Origin of the sequence: Bacillus sp. 22446 (genome assembly GCF_052044955.1) — a bacterium.
Taxonomy (GTDB): domain Bacteria; phylum Bacillota; class Bacilli; order Bacillales; family Bacillaceae; genus Bacillus; species Bacillus altitudinis.
On sequence record NZ_JBQEOD010000004.1, the window covers coordinates 187,833 to 206,473 of the forward strand.

At 42.6% G+C, this 18,641-nt stretch carries 14 protein-coding genes; 9 read left to right on the top strand and 5 right to left on the bottom strand.

The window, feature by feature from the left end; all coding sequences use genetic code 11:
• Nucleotides 1-42 precede the first annotated feature (42 nt).
• From ACTJJD_RS10755 to ACTJJD_RS10765, 3 genes are all read left to right on the top strand, one after another.
• Nucleotides 43-909, top strand: coding sequence for an AraC family transcriptional regulator (locus ACTJJD_RS10755; protein WP_100324869.1), 867 nt, complete (start codon nucleotides 43-45; stop codon nucleotides 907-909).
• Between the two features lie 14 nt (nucleotides 910-923).
• Complete coding sequence (locus ACTJJD_RS10760) at nucleotides 924-1,484, top strand: GNAT family N-acetyltransferase (RefSeq protein WP_035392472.1); 561 nt, start codon at nucleotides 924-926, stop codon at nucleotides 1,482-1,484.
• Between the two features lie 63 nt (nucleotides 1,485-1,547).
• Entirely contained in the window at nucleotides 1,548-1,823 is a 276-nt protein-coding gene (locus ACTJJD_RS10765; protein ID WP_035392471.1) for a hypothetical protein, read from the top strand.
• 167 nt (nucleotides 1,824-1,990) lie between these two features.
• On the opposite strand, the gene ACTJJD_RS10770 is transcribed toward ACTJJD_RS10765, so the two are convergent.
• Nucleotides 1,991-2,527, bottom strand: a complete 537-nt coding sequence (locus ACTJJD_RS10770; protein WP_440608377.1) for a serine O-acetyltransferase — start codon at nucleotides 2,525-2,527, stop codon at nucleotides 1,991-1,993.
• 387 nt (nucleotides 2,528-2,914) lie between these two features.
• On the opposite strand from ACTJJD_RS10770, the gene ACTJJD_RS10775 reads away from it, so the two are divergent.
• The 6 genes from ACTJJD_RS10775 to ACTJJD_RS10800 are packed head-to-tail and all read left to right on the top strand — an operon-like array spanning nucleotide 2,915 to nucleotide 11,225.
• Complete coding sequence (locus ACTJJD_RS10775) at nucleotides 2,915-4,261, top strand: aspartate aminotransferase family protein (protein ID WP_326242231.1); 1,347 nt, start codon at nucleotides 2,915-2,917, stop codon at nucleotides 4,259-4,261.
• Complete coding sequence (locus tag ACTJJD_RS10780) at nucleotides 4,248-5,744, top strand: pyridoxal phosphate-dependent decarboxylase family protein (RefSeq protein ID WP_440608378.1); 1,497 nt, start codon at nucleotides 4,248-4,250, stop codon at nucleotides 5,742-5,744. Before ACTJJD_RS10775 ends, ACTJJD_RS10780 begins: the two co-directional genes overlap by 14 nt.
• A complete protein-coding gene (locus ACTJJD_RS10785; protein ID WP_251210836.1) occupies nucleotides 5,741-7,522 on the top strand; it encodes an IucA/IucC family protein in 1,782 nt (593 codons plus the stop codon). The genes ACTJJD_RS10780 and ACTJJD_RS10785 overlap by 4 nt, the downstream gene beginning before the upstream one ends.
• Nucleotides 7,519-8,073 carry a GNAT family N-acetyltransferase gene (locus ACTJJD_RS10790; protein ID WP_008348567.1) on the top strand — a complete coding sequence of 185 codons (555 nt, stop codon included), beginning with the start codon at nucleotides 7,519-7,521 and terminating at the stop codon, nucleotides 8,071-8,073. The genes ACTJJD_RS10785 and ACTJJD_RS10790 overlap by 4 nt, the downstream gene beginning before the upstream one ends.
• Nucleotides 8,048-9,397 carry a lysine N(6)-hydroxylase/L-ornithine N(5)-oxygenase family protein gene (locus ACTJJD_RS10795; protein ID WP_440608379.1) on the top strand — a complete coding sequence of 450 codons (1,350 nt, stop codon included), beginning with the start codon at nucleotides 8,048-8,050 and terminating at the stop codon, nucleotides 9,395-9,397. Before ACTJJD_RS10790 ends, ACTJJD_RS10795 begins: the two co-directional genes overlap by 26 nt.
• Nucleotides 9,398-9,410: 13 nt before the next feature.
• On the top strand, nucleotides 9,411-11,225 hold the full coding sequence (locus ACTJJD_RS10800) for an IucA/IucC family protein (RefSeq protein ID WP_035700240.1): 1,815 nt from the start codon (nucleotides 9,411-9,413) through the stop codon (nucleotides 11,223-11,225).
• Nucleotides 11,226-11,270: 45 nt separating this feature from the next.
• On the opposite strand, the gene ACTJJD_RS10805 is transcribed toward ACTJJD_RS10800, so the two are convergent.
• The 4 genes from ACTJJD_RS10805 to ACTJJD_RS10820 all read right to left on the bottom strand — a co-directional run bounded on the left by ACTJJD_RS10805 (nucleotide 11,271) and on the right by ACTJJD_RS10820 (nucleotide 18,595).
• Nucleotides 11,271-12,128: a GNAT family N-acetyltransferase gene (locus ACTJJD_RS10805; RefSeq protein WP_440608380.1), complete on the bottom strand. Its 858-nt coding sequence runs from the start codon at nucleotides 12,126-12,128 to the stop codon at nucleotides 11,271-11,273.
• A 159-nt stretch (nucleotides 12,129-12,287) separates the two neighbouring features.
• Entirely contained in the window at nucleotides 12,288-13,223 is a 936-nt protein-coding gene (locus ACTJJD_RS10810) for an anti protein (RefSeq protein ID WP_440608381.1), read from the bottom strand.
• A gap of 118 nt (nucleotides 13,224-13,341) precedes the next feature.
• On the bottom strand, nucleotides 13,342-16,770 hold the full coding sequence (gene metH, locus ACTJJD_RS10815; protein ID WP_335350201.1) for a methionine synthase: 3,429 nt from the start codon (nucleotides 16,768-16,770) through the stop codon (nucleotides 13,342-13,344).
• Nucleotides 16,754-18,595: a bifunctional homocysteine S-methyltransferase/methylenetetrahydrofolate reductase gene (locus ACTJJD_RS10820; RefSeq protein WP_007499079.1), complete on the bottom strand. Its 1,842-nt coding sequence runs from the start codon at nucleotides 18,593-18,595 to the stop codon at nucleotides 16,754-16,756. The genes metH and ACTJJD_RS10820 overlap by 17 nt, the downstream gene beginning before the upstream one ends.
• Between the last annotated feature and the right edge of the window lie 46 nt (nucleotides 18,596-18,641).

The following is an 18,641-nucleotide window of genomic DNA, read 5'->3' on the forward strand; positions in this document are numbered from 1 at the left end:
CCGAAACTTATTGGAGAAATCCGACTTCATAAGGGGATGAATATGGGTCCGTTTATTACATTTACTGTACCGCCATTTCCAGTCTATATTGCTTCAGGCAAAGGTGTATTCCATCGAGGAGAACGACATATCTCCAGAATTTTCACCGTATTTGATCTTCTTTATGTCACGAAAGGTGAACTGTGGATCACAGAAGACGAGGTGCCTCATCACGTAAAAGAGGGAGAATATATCATCTTATCACCGGGACTTGCCCATGGTGGACATCTGCCATGCAAAGAAGAAACACTTTATGAGTGGCTGCATTTTTCAATCGATTCATTTGAGTTTACAGATCGGCCGAGAGAACACTGGTTTGATATGAAGCAAAATCAAGCCACTTTTGAAAAAGCAGCAAGCTATGAATTTCGTCTGCCCCGAAAAGGAAAAGTGAAAGGGGGAAGCGTGCTACAGAAGCATCTTTCAGCGATGCGCGCTTTAAATGATGATGCGTCTGAACTTCAGCTCAAAAAGCAGCTTCAATTTGAGGAAATGCTCATTCATTTACAAAAAGAAGCATTTCATATTCCAAGTGCAAAGGAGACTGTCGCTTCAGAAGTGGTTCACTATCTTGAACGTCATTTTACGCAAAAATTACAGATGGAGAAGCTGGCAGAGATTCTTCATTATCATCCTGATTACATGACAAGGTGCATGCAGACCGTGTACGGACTGACGCCGAGCCAGTACATCAATCGACTCAAAATTGAAAAAGCCAAAAGCCTGCTTGCTTCAACGAATGAAAAAATAGCTCTCATTGCAGAACATGTAGGCATTGATGACCCAACGTATTTTTCAAAGCTGTTTCGGCAAAATGAAGGCATGACGCCTATCGAGTATCGTCATCTTGCTAAAAGAACGACAAAGTAAAGGAACGTGAACAGATGAAAGGAAAAAAAGAAGAGATTGTGAGCATACGTCCATTAGACGAAACCGATTTAGAAGTGGTATGGCATTTAAGGTTTAAAGCACCAGACCAGGCCTATCGAAAGTGGAATGCACCGTATTTTATTGAACATGACATATCGCTTGCTGCATTTAAAAAACGCTATTTACAGGATGATTCTGTCCTGCCAAAACTATTTGGCATTGATGTTGGAGGTGAATTAAAGGGCACAGTTTCTTACTATTGGGAGAATGAACGCACACGCTGGCTGGAGTGTGGGATTCTTATTTATGACTCACGTTTTTGGAATGGGGGCGTTGGAACAAAGGCATTGCGTCTATGGATCGATGAACTCTTTTCACACATTGATATCCCACGCATCGGTCTGACCACCTGGTCTGGAAATGAACGCATGATGCGTTGCGCAGAGAAATGCGGGTTTATCCTTGAGGGAAGACTGCGTAAGGTTCGTTACTATCAAGGGGAATATTATGATTCGATGCGGTATGGGATGCTGAGAGAAGAATGGCAAAGCCTTCCGAATCATTCATTTGAATAGTTGTTTTTAAGATTAGGAAAAAAGTATAGTAAGATTAAATAAATTGAAAAAGAAGGGTGGCGGATGAATGTGAAATGGATTACAGGTTGGTTTGTATCCATCTTAGTCGCAATCTACCTATTCGTTGATGCACCAAAACACGGGAAAAATAAATGGTTATGGGCCATCTTAGGTCTTTTACTCGGGCTCTTCACACTTGGAATATATCTCATTCAAACAGGAAGAAAAGGGTTGGGCTGGACAGTACTGATTGTGTCCATTTTCATCTATGCGATTGCCATCCTCGTCTTTGTCTTGTACTTTCTCATGCTGGTCTTCGGGTACTCCAACGCAAATTAGAGAGTACGGCTGTGGTGATTTGTTTCACTTCAAGTTGCTACCGATTGATGGTTTGATTGCGCCAAAGCATCATAGGATAAATGGTGATGGGCTCGGGCAGGATGATCCTCATGTTTATCCATCTTATTTTATCTCATGTGGCTCACTGCTTTGGTCAAGTAAGTCCTTCATAAAGAAGGGCTTTTTTCTTTTATTTTTTGAGCAGGGACACCTGCAATGACAATCCGCTCTTCATGAAAGGAGCGATTCACTACTGCATTTGCTCCGATGGAAATATGATTCGCAATATAAATATTTCCAAACAGTTTAGCGCCAGGGCCGATCCATACATGATCTCCAATGACGGGCACATCTTTTTCATGATGGTTTTGACCGATATTTACGCCTTGATGAATATCACAAAACGCGCCGATTTTGGCATGCTTGTTCACAATCAACAGCCCAGTATGGTTGATTCTGAGCCCAGGTCCAAATACACCAATTGGGATATCAAAGCCAAGCTGCATGCCTTTCTTTTTATGTAAGTAACGATAAAACCATTTGCGTAACGTAGCACCGCTATTCGTATAGTACTCATATTTTCGTAAATATATTTGATATTTCCAAATATCATCCCCAAGCCACTTTGGTCTTTTTCGATTGATGGCAAGTGCTTTCTGATCTTGTGCCAAGTAGTGGTGCAGGTCATGTTTCGTTAAAATCATCAGATCTCCCTCGATTCCCTTTCGTTTCAGAGAAATTATACCATTATAACCATTTATATCAAGATAAAATAACGTTCATTTTTTGTTTTACTACATTCATTTCATTCGGCCGTCCCGTATCAAACAAGGGAGCTACAACGAATAGAGCAAAAGAACCAGGAGAATTGTTTTGTAATTTTTTTCAATATTTTTCATACTCAAACGTTACATCGCCCTTATGGCTGTAGATGTTTGTAAAAAATACACGAAATTACTCGTTAAAAAGAGAAAATAGCATTCATATGCTTTTAGAATCATCTTTTTGAATACAATTGACTTTCGTATCTTACATCCTCTAGGCTAGTAAATGAAAATGATAATCTTTATCAATTGGAGGAGTGTTTTATTATGTCCATCAAAACCGTTTCTAAAAATCAGCAATTTTTAGAGCAACAAAGTCAAAGAGAATCTAATGCAAGGTCTTACCCGAGACGGTTCCCATTAGCCATGCAAAAAGCCGAAGGTATGATCGTGACAGATGCAGATGGTAGAGAATTTTATGACTGCCTAGCAGGTGCAGGAACACTTGCCCTTGGTCACAATCACCCGGTTGTTATAGATGCTATTGAACGTATGCTTCATGAAAAAAGACCGTTGCATACGCTGGACATCACTTCAGAGATTAAAGAAGAATTTGTGAATGAGATTTTTTCTCACTTGCCAGAGGAGTTTGCAAAAAGAGCGAAAATTCAATTTTGTGGACCAACTGGTGGTGATGCTATAGAAGCAGCAATTAAATTAGTCAAGACAGCGACGGGAAATCGTTCTATTCTATCATTCCACGGAGCATATCATGGTGCTACACATGGCACGATGTCATTAAGCGGCAACTTATCGCCAAAGGAAAAAGTACAAGGATTAATACCAGATGTTCACTTCCTGCCTTATCCATATGAATACCGCTGCCCATTTGGAATTGGCGGTAAAGACTCACATCGCATTTCCAGTTCTTATATTGAGCGTGTATTAAATGACCCTGAGAGTGGAATTCTTCCGCCAGCAGGCATGATCTTTGAAGCGGTGCAAGGGGAGGGCGGCTCCATCCCGGCATCAATTGAATGGATACAAGAAATGAGACGAATCACAAAAGAAAAAGGAATTCCACTTATTATTGATGAGGTTCAATCAGGCATCGGCCGAACTGGTAAGATGTTTGCCTTTGAACATGCTGGTATTGTGCCAGATGTCATTGTGTTATCAAAAGCAATTGGGGGAAGCCTTCCGCTATCCGTTGTGATTTATGACAAAGACTTAGATCAATGGAATCCAGGTGCACACATTGGCACGTTTAGAGGAAATCAAATGGCGATGGCAGCTGGAACTGCTACGCTTAAATTTATAAAAGAAACCAATCTGCTTGATCATGTAGAAGCGCTTGGTCAGCGTATGCAGGCCAATCTAAAAGACATTCAAAAACAAGTGCCTGCTCTCGGTGATGTGCGAGGAAGAGGATTAATGATTGGTGTTGAAGTTGTGAATCCAGATGAGAAACAGGATGTGGACGGCAGTTATCCAGCAAATCCAGAGCTAGCCAGTCTCATTCAAAAGAATTGTTTTGATAAAGGCTTAATTGTGGAGACAGGAGGCCGTTTTGGAAGTGTGATTCGATTCTTACCGCCTTTGATCATGACAGAAGAACAGCTTGAAAAAGTCATCACGATTTTTAAAGAGGCAGTTTACGATGCAGTCAACTAAACCATCTGTCGATTCATTATTCATTCAACAAAGCCAGCTTGGGAGGGAGTCCTTCCAAGCGGCTCTCTACACATCCATCGACAGCTTACTGGCAGAGTGGCAAACAAGCAGAGGACCGTATAGTGGAATATTGCCTGGGAAATTAGCGGCTCATGTCGAATCGTTATTCCAGATTCAACCGGCTGGTGAATCCATTGAGTCTGTTTTTCAAGATATAAAAAATCACCTTTTACCGCATTTAGTTGATGTGTCACATCCTAAATGCCTGGCACATTTGCATTGCCCACCTCTTATCCCTGCTCTGGCAGCAGAGGTGATCGTAAGTTCCTTTAACCAATCAATGGATTCCTTTGATCAAAGCGGCATTGCATCTTTGGTTGAGGAGGAAATCCTCAAGTGGTTATGTGAAAAGTTTTCTTATGGAGAACGAGCAGATGGGACCTTTACGAGCGGTGGAACCCAATCTAACTACATGGGACTGCTTTTAGCAAGAGATGCATTTTGCGAAAACACTTGGCAATGGAATGTACAGCAGAAAGGGTTGCCGAGCGAGGCAAACCGTATGCGGATTCTTTGCTCCAAGAATGCCCACTTCACTGTGAAAAAATCAGCATCTCAGCTAGGTTTAGGTGAACAGGCTGTTGTGTTAGTTGAGACGGACGAACATCACCGACTGGACCTGCATGATTTGCAGAAGAAGCTTATGGAGCTTAAAGAGCAGGATTTGCTTCCATTTGCAGTCGTGGCGACTTGCGGGACAACTGATTTTGGCAGTATTGATCCTGTACGTGACATATATGACATGGTGAAGCCTTTCGGTTTGTGGATTCATGCAGATGCTGCCTATGGAGGAGCGCTTGTATTAAGCAAAACCTTCCAAGGAAAATTAGATGGCATCGAGCTGGCTGATTCGATCACGATTGACTTTCATAAGCAATTTTATCAGCCGATCTCCTGCGGGGCATTTTTACTAAAGGATAAAAGACATTTTGGTTTGATTGATTACCACGCAGATTATCTCAATCCAAAGGAAGATGAACTGGAAGGCATTCTGCATCTCGTGAATAAATCTGTTCAGACGACGCGCCGGTTTGATGCGCTAAAACTCCTTCTCTCTCTGCGTATGATTGGAGAAGAAGGGTTTGCAAGTATCATTGACCACACCATCCATTTTGCGGAAGATGTGGCTACGTTGATTGAGAAAAATGAGCATCTTGAGGTGATCAATCCTGATCCAGAAATCAATGCAGTCGTGTTTCGTTTTATAGATGATCATCAAGCAGAGGACATCAATAAAATCATTCATCGCACACTTTTCCAAACAGGAACGGCTGTCGTAGCAAAAACAGTAGCCGATGGTCAAACTTGCTTAAAATTTACTTTGTTAAATCCGAGAACGACTATTACACATATTGAGGAAATCCTTTCTGACATTGTTGATATCGGGATCGCTCATATTCAATCCGGGAGGGTACTACGTTGAGTCAATATAAACAAATGGCTGAAAATGCAACTATGCAAAGCTTTTTAAACTGTTTTTTACGTGAAACAGGAATTGATCGATCTGCAAAGAAAGAGACAAAAGCAGACGGCTCACTTGTATTTGTAGCAGCATTAGCAAAACAAGATCTTGAGCTTGTCATTCCGATTCGATATTTTTCGCCTGTAGGCCGTCATCTCTTTGATTTTCCCGTTCGCTTTCGCCCGCAAGGCAGTGAGCAACAGGGAACGATCATCGATTACACCACACTTGTTGCTTTATGTTCAAAGGAACTTCTCATTGAATATGGCCGCACAGATGCAGAGGATGAGTTCATGCTTCGCATCATTTTAAGCTGCCGGAATATTGAACGATTCATCAGAGAGAGAGAAAGTGATCGAGCGGCTCTTTCTTCAGCTGATTTTGAATATATTGAAGCGGAGCAGTCACTTCTTCTTGGGCATTTAACGCATCCTACACCAAAAAGCAGACAAGGAATGACAGAAGAGGAGGAAGCTATTTATTCTCCTGAGCTGAAAGGCTCTTTCCAGCTTCATTACTTTAAAGCACATCCGTCAATTGTGCTTCAGGATTCTTCTCTTTCACAATCTGCGGCAAGTCTCATGTTTGAGGAGCTCATGCGCCAGATGCCAGAAGAAAAAGAGAGACTGACGACGTTAACAGAAGGCGGTGAATATGTCCTGATTCCGATTCATCCGCTACAAGTCCAAGTGGTCATGGAGAAAGCGTTCGTCAAGCGTTATATAGAGGACGGGATGCTGACGTATTTAGGGCCGCTAGGATCTGAATACACAGCGACATCTTCCTTTAGAACGGTCTATCAAAAAGACTCTGCGTACATGCTTAAATTCTCTGTCCCTGTAAAGATCACAAACTCTTTACGCGTTAACAAACAAAAGGAACTTGATCGTGGAGTTGAGATGTCTCGTATCTTAAAAACAGAATTAGGCGTTTCTTTATATGACAAATTCTCTGGATTCCGTGTAATTGAAGATCCTGCGTATCTATCTATTCAAGGGGATGAGGCGGAATCTGGCTTTGAAGTCGTCATTCGTCAAAATCCATTTTTGCATCATGAAAAAGGGGCAAGCTTAATAGCAGGGCTATGTCAGGATCATGCATACGGAGGAAAATCAAGGCTTTCAGGCATTATCCATGAATTAGCAGACGCTGAAGGCAGATCAACAGAAGATGTCAGTCGTGATTGGTTCACACAATATTTATCGATTGCGTTAGAGCCGATGCTTTGGCTGTTTGAAACGTATGGACTTGCCCTTGAAGCCCATCAGCAAAATGCTGTCGTACAGCTAAAGAATGGATATCCGCACACATTCTATTATCGTGACAACCAAGGCTACTATTATAGCGAATCGAAAAAGGATCAGCTTGCGAAGCTTGTTCAAAACTTAAGCGTCAGAAGTGAAACCATTTGTGCAGACGATGTAGCGGTTGAGAGACTGCGTTACTATTTCTTCTTTAATCATTTGTTTGGTCTTGTGAATGGTTTTGGTACAGAGGGGCTTGCAAAAGAAGAAGATTTATTAGCCCTGATTAGAGACACACTGCTTGCGCATGAAGAGACATATGGTGCATCTGAGCTGACGAACAGTCTTATTCGGTCACAGGAGCTGCCTTCAAAAGCGAACTTACTCACGCGGTTTGAAGATATGGATGAGCTGACGGGTTCTTTAGAAACTCAATCCAGGTACACGTCTGTATTGAATCCGCTCTTTTTACATAAGGAGGCGCTGATTGGATGAGGCATCGAATTGGGTTCATTCGCGCTGAATATGAACGGGACGTCCAGCTTGTCCACAAGTGGATGCAAGAAGAGTATGTCCACCCATTTTGGCATTTGAATATTCCATTTCCTGCTTTTGAAAAGCACTTTTATCAGGCCATTCATGATCCGCATCAAACCCTTTATTTAGGAACCATTGATGGCACGCCGATGAGCTATTTTGAAGCATACAATGTGAAAGGGGATATCATTGAATCGTACTATCAGCCTTCTCCGCATGATCAAGGCATTCACCTGTTAATTGGAGAGCCAGATTATGTAGGGAAAGGATTTGCGGCTCCGCTGCTTCAAGCCATGACAGCATTTCAGTTTGAGCAGAACAAACGAACAGAAAAAATCGTGGCTGAGCCAGATATTCGGAACGAAAAAATGATTCATGTCTTTGAAAAGTGTGGATTCGAACGTGTGAAACCAGTCACTTTACCAGATAAAACAGGTCTTTTGATGTTTTGTCATCGAGATCGATTTGAAAGGAAGTATAACCATGACGCGGTTCAACAAGCAAAATAATGTAGTGGATGTCATTGGGATTGGCATTGGACCATTTAACCTAGGGCTTGCTGCATTATCTGAAGAAGTAGATGAAATTGACGCTTTGTTTTTTGAAAGAAGTGAAGCGTTCCACTGGCATCCAGGTATGCTCATTGAAGGGACAACACTTCAAGTCCCCTTTTTAGCGGATCTTGTCAGTATGGCAGATGTGAAAAGCAAATATAGCTTTCTCAACTATTTGCAGGAACAAAACCGTTTGTATTCATTTTACTTTCTAGAAGACTTCCATATCCCGCGCAAGGAATATAGCCATTATTGCCGCTGGGTCGCGGATCAATTAGATTCTTGCCGATTTGGCATGAATGTCGAATCTGTCTCCATCGTTGAAAAAGCTGGAGAAAAACGATATGAAGTGCATGTCCGTCATGTGAAAGATCAAACGGTAGAGGTGTTTGAAAGTAAGCATCTTGTTTTAGGTATCGGTACACAGCCTGCGGTACCAGCATCTCTTCAGCCAGCTTTAGGGGATCGGGTGTTTCATTCTGCTGATTACTTGAAACGAAAGAAAGAAGGCTGTTTTAAAGGAAAATCCGTGACGGTCATCGGTTCTGGTCAAAGTGCGGCAGAAGTATTCTATGACATTTTATCAGACGATGAGGCGAAGGATATTCATTGGTTTACACGCTCTAAAGGGTTTTTCCCAATGGAATATTCAAATTTGGGTCTTGAGTATTTCTCTCCAGACTATATTGATTTCTTTTATGAGCTTCCGCAGCCTAAAAAAGATGCGCTATTAAAGCAGCAAGATTTGTTGTATAAAGGCATCAGCTCAGCGATGATCCGAGATATTTATCACTTGCTTTATGAACGTTCTGCTTGCGGAGAGCAGCTGAACACCGTGCTGCAGGCGATGACGGAAGTCAATTTGATTGAGGAAACGAGGGACGGCTTATCGCTTTCATGCAATCAATGGGTCAAAGAGGACTCCTTTACGCATGAGACAGACATTGTCGTCTTGGCAACGGGCTATCAATCTGTATTACCACCATTTATTGATCCGATTTCCCATCATATTCAGTGGGATCATCAAGGACGCTTCCAGGTTGAACGTGAATATCGATTGAAAACAAACACATTAGGTGAGAATGATATTTTTGTACAAAATGCAGAGCTTCATACACATGGAGTAGGCGCACCAGATTTAGGGCTAGGTGCGTACCGAAACAGTGTCATTATCAATGAACTGGCTTGTCGACCTGTGTATCCACTTTATCAAAAGCATGTTTTCCAGACATTCGGTACACATAAACACGCAAATACATTTGAAGAAATCAAAGGGTAAGGAGGATGAACCGATGAGTGTACAAGATGAATTGAAAAAAGCGGTCAATCCTGCTGCTTGGAAAAAAGCAAACCAGCGAATGGTGGCAAAAATGCTGTCCGAATATATGTATGAGGATATGCTTCATCCCGTTCAGCTAAATCATCAGGATGGCATCGCCCAATATGAATTAATCATTCACGAACAGAAGAAATATCGTTATCTCGCAAAACCTCGTTTGTTTGATAGTTTTGATACGATTGCTGAATCGATCGAGTGCTGTCAAGACGGAACATGGACAAAGGATGTTAGTGCCATTGTGTTTTTACTAGACATTCAGCCAATCATCCCAATGTCTTCTGAAACAACTGGTCATCTGATCAAAGAGCTTCACCATACCTTGTTAGCGGATGTTCATTTGCTGTCGAAAAAAGCACTTCGTGCAGATGAGCTAACAGATACAGATTATGCATGGATTGAGGGCGAGATGACTGGTCATCCGTGGATCGTCTATAACAAAGGGCGTATTGGGTTCAGCTACGATGATTACTTAGCCTATGCACCTGAAAGGCAGGAATGTGTGCAGCTGTCTTGGATTGCTGTTCACCGAGAACTTGCGACTTTCCATGCGGTCGATCATGAGAACTATGAGCACATCATTGCCAAAGAATTAGACGAAGTCACGATTCGTCAATTCCAACGTGTGTTAAAGGATGAAGGGCTGAATGCTGCTGATTATTATATGATGCCTGTTCATAAATGGCAGTGGACGCATATGATCATCCAGCATTTCCCTGAAGATTTAGCCATGCGCCGTATTGTGTATTTAGGAGAAGGGCTGGATCAATATATTCCACAGCAATCGATCAGAACCTTTACAAACATCTCAAATAAAGGCAAGCATCATATTAAACTGCCAATGAGTATTTTAAATACGCTAGTATACCGGGGACTCCCATCAGAACGTACGGTGATTGCACCTCGTATTACAGCACATATTAAAGGAATCGCCGATCAAGACGCCTTTTTATCCGATGTATGCCGCGTGATTTTACCAGGTGAGAATGCGAGTATCAATGTTGATCATCCTTATTACAGCAAGCTACCTGGTGCGCCGTATCAATACCTTGAAATGCTTGGGGTCATTTTTAGAGAAAGCATTTATACGTATTTAGATGAAGGGGAGAGCCCTGTTACGTTGGCGGCACTGACGTATGAAGATCATGAAGGCGAGCCTTATCTGAAGCAGCTCATTGAAAAATCGGGTCTGTCAGCAAAAGAATGGATGGCGTCATTCTTCCACGTTGTCATGCCGCCGCTTCTGCACTTTATGTATCAATATGGCACGGTGTTTTCACCGCACGGACAAAATACAATTCTTGTATTAAAAGATCACAAGCCGCATCGTTTGGCGATCAAAGATTTTGTTGATGATGTGAACATTAGTGATCAGCCGCTGCCTGAATTGGCTTCATTAGAAGAAGATCTAAAGGAAGTGCTGCGTAGTGAGCCGCCTGAGGGTCTTGTACAATTTATTTTTACGGGCCTGTTTATTTGCAATCTTCGTTACGTGTCAAACGTGTTAGACAATCACAATCTGTTAGATGAAACGACGCTTTGGCGCTTGCTTGCAGAAGAAATTCAGCAGTATCAAAAGCAATTTCCACAGCTAAAAGATCGTTTTGCTTTATTTGATCTATTCCAGCCTCAGCTGACAAAGCTTTGCTTAAACCGTAATCGCATGATTGATTATGGCTATGGAGATGGAGATGACCGGCCGCATGCATCAGAGCATGGCAAGGTCACAAATGCACTCGCTCAAGTTCTCTCATCCGTAGGCGAAAAATAAAAAAGAAAAGCTGTAGACAACTTCTGTCTACAGCTTTTTGATTTTTTAAGAAAATGCTTGTGAGGCCAGGAAATAGAGAAGCGCCGAATCGTTCTGCTTTTCGTTCCCGCGAATCATCATAAAATGTGCGACGTTTGTTTTCGTAAATCCTGCTTCTACAAGTGATGCATGCAGGCGTTCAGCTGTTTCTTCCTGCATATCTAAACGAAAGGCGCCAGAATAAGACGTGAGAAGTGATTGAATGAGTGATAGCGCCGTTTGTTCATCGTTTGCTGCAAGCGGGCCAATCATCAGATTAGCTGGTGTTTCCACACCAAACGCGAAGCCGGTGATTTCGTGGTGTTCATCCTTTGCGATCAGTTTAAATGCTGCTCGCTCCATTCGCTTTATTAAGAAGTTTGATCGATTGGTCCCTGCGCCTTTTTCATCCAGCCTTTCAATAGACGGGAGGTGCGTTTGATCAGCGGGAAAAAGATGAATCTGATGTGACGGGTGAAGGGCACTAGGATTTGTTTTTTGTGCTTTGTATGTATGAATATAACCGGCTGTCTGAAAGCCGATTTTTTCATAAACTGGCTGTCCTTGTACAGTAGCCGTTAAAACGACAGGGACACTTGGATCACTATGACGAAGCAGTGTGTCAATCATTTGACGGGCAAGACCGAGTCCTCGATGTGTCTCAGATACAATGACCGCCCCAATTGATGCCACTCTGTCATACTGAAAAAGTCCAGCGCATGAAATGACTTGTCCGTCAGTTGTTGTAAAACCGGTAAAATGTCCATTTGTTAAAAGAGATGTGAGCTCTTCCGAATTGTAATCAGGCCAGTCGACCTCTTTTGACAATGCGACAAGGTCTGGTATGTCATCAAGGGTTAAAGTTCGTTGTATAACGTTTGCCAATACACGCAACTCCTTCTTAGCTGATTTCTCTATATGTATCGTACCATAAGAACGCATAAGAAAAAGGAAAAGGGGATACCTTTTCCTTCAGCGTGTAGACAAACCCTCGCATTCGGTGTCAGTCCTGCGCTTCGGTGCTCCCTTTTCCTTTTGTATGGTTTAATAATTGAGGTCACGGTTGTATTCATATTCAAAGGTGAGCTGTAAGTTTTTAATTGAGACAACGCCTACTTTGATTAACCGTCCACCGATCAATTGAGGAACCTCGGTTGCATTAAAAGAAACAAAAAAGCGGTCTTTTGCTGGCACTTGACTTGTTTTATAAGAAGAGATGTCAACTTTTTGACCGTTCCAAGGTACGTTCACTGTTCCGCCTTTTAAGGAAGAGACGGTGAATACATAATTATATGCATTTGTACTGCCTTTTTCAGCTTCTAATGACAGGCCAGTGACAACGGCATCCTGCGGCAATCTGCTTAAATCAAAAGAAGAATTGGGAGATCCGGCTTCATTGAAACTATTCAATGTGGCAGGTGATCCATATCGTTTGGTTGTGCCTTTTTCAATACTTTTATCAAAGACAATACGATACATGTTGTCCTCTTCATTTAATAATTGCTTTGGTTTGACGGCTAAATAGTAGTCAGTGCTTGCGGCAATTTTCGGCATATGGATGATTTCATTTTGGTTGTTTGTCCGCACAGAGGAAGACACGAGTGACCCGCTCTGATTGTAAAGATAAAGATCGAAATCATTTCCAGCTTTCACATTGACGAGTTTGATAGAAAAGCGGCCATCTGCTCCATCAAATTTAGAGCTGGTGAACCGGTAAAAATCAATGTCATTCATAGAAGAGATACTGCCTTCGTGATATAAATAGGTCTTGTTTAGATGAAGAGAGTGCTGTAAGAATTGAGCTTTTTCCATCGTATCATTGTTTGCATAATCACTATCTGGATACAAATGCTCCAATTCTTCTGTATAATATTTTGTTTGTTTCGTAGACGTTTCACTTGCTTGAGCAGGTGATTGGAAAAGAGGGCTAGCGATAAAGAGGCCTGTAAGCAATAAAACCCCGATCTTCTTTTTGAACATGACAAACATCTCCTTTTAAGTAAATGACTTTCATTTATAATATCGGTAAATAAACGTAATTCTTCATATTTATTCCATTTTTATTTATAAAAAGAACCTCCAATTCAGGAGGTTCTTTTTAGTGAACGTTAAAATATCGAGCTTCAGGATGAGAAACGACAATGGCTGAAACGGATGCTTCGGGCTCCATCATAAACCCTTCTGTGAGATGAATCCCGATTTTTTCTGGCTGCAGCAGGTGGAATAGTTTTTCTTGGTCTTCTAGATTAGGGCACGCTGGATAGCCAAAGGAATAGCGCTGACCTTGATATTTGGCTTGGAACCGTTTCTCCATCGTGAAATCGACTGGGTCTGGGAATCCCCATTTATCACGAATTACTTGGTGCGTTCGTTCAGCCAATCCTTCTGCAAGCTCAAGTGCTAAAGCTTGGACCGCATGCATTTTTAAATAGTCACCCTCTTGTTTAAATTGCTGCGCAACCTCTCGTATGCGGGCGCCAGCCGTCACTGCAAATAAGGCGATATAATCTTTCTCGTTCTCTCCGCTTTTCCGCACATAATCAGAAATAGACCGGTACGGAAGTTTTTCCTGTCTTGGAAATTGGAATGTCTCAATGACGCGGTCAGGCGCTTCTGGATCATAGATATGCAGGTCATTCCCATTTGAACTGGCAGGGAAGAATTGATAGACGAATGCAGGTGCAAACCAGTTTTTCTCTCTGCCTTCTTGAAGAAGATCTGTGATCAGTTGTTTTAACTCCAATGCTTTTGGATGCTGTTCAGCCAAGAGCTTTTTGACCTTTCCTTTTAAGCCGAGATGATGGCCGATCAGCATTTGCTCATTGACATAGGGCATTATGTGGTGCAAATCAATATCCCGTACATAATGGCGTTTCGTATTTTCTGGCGTGAAAATGGCTGCCTCGGGAAGTGTCGCGCGTTTTTCTAGTAATTCAATCACAGCTTTTGGCTGCGTTGTTTCTTTTTCCTTATGGAGTGTTACTTGATCCTCTAAGGGTTTTGTTTGAAATTGAAGAGGGTTCGCTCTTAATTCATTCGCTAAAGACAGGCCGTCCATTGCATCTTTGGCGTAAAGGACGGGGCCATCATATTGAGGCGAAATTTTCATCTTCGTAAACTTCCGGGAAAGCGCCGCGCCGCCCACCAAAATGGGAACAGAGATGTTTGCTTTTTGTAAATCTTGAGCGGTCAAGACCATTTGCTGTGCTGATTTGACAAGTAAACCTGATAATCCTATCATATCTGGCTTTTCTTTTTGCACCGCTTCAATCAATGTTTGTGGGGTTACTTTGATTCCAAGATCGACGACGTGAAAGCCATTATTGCTCAAAATGATGTCGACCAGGTTTTTCCCTATATCATGGACATCGCCTTTGACGGTGGCGAGGAGAATCTTCCCTTTGCCGCTTGCGTCCTTTTTCTCCATAAATTGCTCAAGGTATGAAACAGATGCTTTCATGACCTCAGCGGATTGGAGGACTTCAGCTACAATCAATTCGTTTTGATTAAAAAGGCGCCCAACCTCTGACATTCCCTGCATTAATGGTCCATTGATGACATGAAGAGGTGATTCAAATTTCTCCAAAGCAAGGGCCAAATCATCAATCAGGCCTTCTTTCGTCCCTTCGACGACATAGAGTGCCAGCCTTTCATCAAGTGATAAGGAGATCTTTGGTTTCTTCTCTGTTTTCTTTTTCCCGCGATAAAATTGGGTGAACTCAGCAAGGGTTTGATCATTTGTTTCATAAAGTAAAGTTTCAGCCAGCTTGATTTCTTCCTTTGGAATTGAAGCGAAGCGTTCAAGCTTTTCAGTATTCACGATCGCATAATCAAGCCCTGCTTTTACGCAGTGATACAAATAAACGGCATTCAATATTTCTCTGCCAACTGGCGGGAGTCCGAAAGACACGTTACTAATGCCTAAAATGGTGAGACATTCAGGCAGTGCTGCTTTGATTCGCTCAATGCCTTTAATCGTCTCTTCAGCAGCACCAATATACTGTTCGTCTCCAGTACCTACTGGAAAGACAAGCGGGTCAAAAATGATATCACTCGCAGGGATTCCATATTTTTTCGTGAGCAGGTCATGGGATCTTACGGCAATCTCAAGTTTTCGATCTGCAGTGACGGCCATCCCTGTTTCATCGATTGTTCCCACAACAAGTGCGCCGCCATATAGCTTGACAAGCGGAAGAATCTCTTCAAAGCGCTCTTCTCCATCCTCTAAATTAATAGAATTGATAATCGCTTTTCCTTGAGAATACATGAGTGCTTTTTCGATGACATGTTTATCGGTTGAATCAATGACAAAAGGAGCTTTCACTTTTTTCATGGCTTCTTTTAAAAAGCCTTCCATGTCTGCTATCTCATCACGATCAGGGTCTGCTAGGCACACATCAATGACGTGAGCGCCATTTTTCACTTGAGCACGGGCAATTTCTGCCGCCTCTTCAAACTTTTGTTCTGCGATGAGCCGTTTGAATTTGCGTGAACCAATGACATTTGTGCGCTCACCAACAAAGAGGGGGCGCATCGCTTCTTCATAAATGAGGGGCTCGATTCCTGATACGGTATGCGGTGATGACTCATGCGACATGCTGCGGGGCTGAAGCGAACGTACTTCATCTGACAATGCCTGAATATGTGCAGGCGTTGTACCGCAGCAGCCACCGACGATATTTAACCAGCCTTCTTTTGCAAAAGCGGCAATTTTTTTAGCAAGCGAAGCAGGGGATTCGTGATATTGCCCTTCTTCATCAGGGAGACCAGCGTTTGGATAGCAACTGACAGCCGACTTTGAGATGGAGGAGAGTGTACGGATATGGTCTGTCATAAATTCTGGACCAGTTGCACAGTTTAAACCGACGCTGATTGGTTTCATATGCTCAAGTGAGATATAAAAGGCTTCAATATCTTGACCAGCAAGGGTGGTGCCCATTGGTTCAATCGTCCCTGACACCATCAGTGGTAGCTCAATACCGGTCGCGTGAAAGGCTTCTTGAATGCCTTTAAATCCAGCTTTGACATTCAGCATGTCTTGACTTGTTTCTAAAAGAAGAGCATCACATTTCCCATCAATCAGGGCGCGGGCTTGTTCTTCATAATTTGCAACGAGCTCTTCAAACGTTGTGCCGCCTGTCACGGATAATGTTTTTGTAGTGGGCCCCATTGCGCCTACAACAAAGCGGGGCCAGTCTGGTGTCGACAAACGGTCTGCTTCACGCTTTGCCAGCTGAGCTGCTTTTACGTTCAATTCATAGGCGAGATGGCCAAGTCCATATTCATCGAGAACGAGCTTCGTCGCGCCGAATGTATTTGTTTCGATTAAATCTGCACTTGCTTCAAGATATTGCCGGTGAATCGTGGAGATAATATGAGGGGCTGTGACATTCAAATATTCGTTACAGCCCTCATACTCTTCTCCGCCGAAATCCTCTGCTGTGAGATCGGCGTTTTGAATCATTGTGCCCATTGCACCGTCAAGGACGAGGATGCGTTTTTTGAGCTGTTCAGTGATAGTTGGCATGGATGTTTGGCTCCTTTTCTTTCTGATGGATGTAAGTTGTCAGTTCTGCTGTTAAATCTGATCGAAGGAAAGGGGTAATTAAATAGATACCATTAAACAATTCGCAGGCTGTATCTAATAAAGAACGGGCAATCGCTAACCCTTCTGTCCGCTGCTTTTCTTTATCTTCGCCTGCCTTGGCCATAATCTCACGAATCGAGTCAGACAATTTAATGCCGGGAATTTCATGATGAATAAACTCAGCATTTCGGCTGCTTGTTAGCGGCATAATACCGATGTAAATCGGTTTATCCAAATGTCGGCTTTCTTCATGAATCTTCACAAGCTGTTCTTCAGAATAAACAGGCTGTGAGATAAAGTAATCGGCACCGTATTCGATTTTCTTCTCGAGGCGTTTGACCGCTTTATCAATATGACGGACATTTGGATTAAACGCACCAGCCACAGAAAAATTAGTCTTTTTCCCGAGCGGCTTCCCGGAGAAAGATAGTCCCTCGTTAAATTGTTTGATCAGACGGATCAAATCAAAGGAGGTTAAATCATACACAGATGTCGCACCTGGGAAGTCTCCAATTTTAGACGGATCGCCTGTGATGGCTAAAATATCGGTTAGTCCAAGCGTGTCCAGCCCCATTAAGTGGGATTGGAGTCCAATCAAATTGCGATCACGACATGTGATATGGACAAGTGAACGCATATCAAGCTGCTGTTTTAATAAAGCGCCGCATGCCACATTGCTAATACGCGGGGTAGCTAGAGAGTTATCGGCCAGTGTGAGGGCATCAATGCCCGCACTTTTTAATTCGTTCGCTGCGACGAGGAATTTTTCAAAGTTCAGCTTCTTCGGAGGGTCCAGCTCGACGATAATCGAACGTTTTTTCACAGCCAGCTCGTCAAGACCTGGTTCTGTTCGTTGATCTTGGATGGAAATGATTTCTTCTTTTAATACTTTCACTTCTTTTTCGGTGATAGGTGCTAAATCTTTGACCGCCTCAGCCATGGCGCTAATATGCTGAGGGGTTGTTCCGCAGCAGCCTCCAATGATTCGTGCGCCCTGATTTCTAAACTCAAGTGCACTTTTTCGGAAATAATCATTATCTGTATCATAGACGAGTCTGCCTTCTTCAAGGGAGGGGAGACTGCTGTTTGGATAGACAGATAAATGCGAATTTTCCAAAAGTGGAACGCCTTCAAGTGCCTGAATCATATGATAAGGGCCTAATCGGCAGTTAATGCCGACGACATCAGCGCCAAGTGAGGATAATTCAGATAAACCGTCTTTTAGCGGTGTACCGTCCTGCAATACACCTTGCTCATGCATGGAGACGTTCATGACAATCGGAAGCGCTGTTTCTTTGCGAGCAATCTCAAGAACGGCTTTTGCTTCTTCAATATCGTAATATGTTTCAAGCAGTAACCCATCAGGCTCTTCATTTAAAAGGATATAGAGCTGTTCTCTAAAGCTCCGTTTAATCTCGTCTAAAGAGTAGGCATTTTTGTTAAATGTTCGAATGCCGCCGATCGTTCCGAGGACATAAGCTGAGCCAGCGGCTGCTTTGGCAATTTGTACAGCTTTTGTGTTAATGCGTTTTGTTTCTTCCTCTAAGCCATAGCGGGATAGTTTAATATAATTCGCACCGTATGTGTTCGTTTGAATAATGTCCGCTCCAGCTTGCACATATGCTTCGTGCACTCTTTTGACTTCATCTTCTTTCGATAAATTTAATTCTTCAAAGCAGCGGTCAATGCCATAAGAGTATAAAAGTGTTCCCATTGCTCCATCAGCAATCAGTACGCGATTTTGTAAGTCTTGTAATAGGCCCATTGGTTTCCTCCTTATTTCTATGTAACAAAAAAAGCCTTCTGATAAG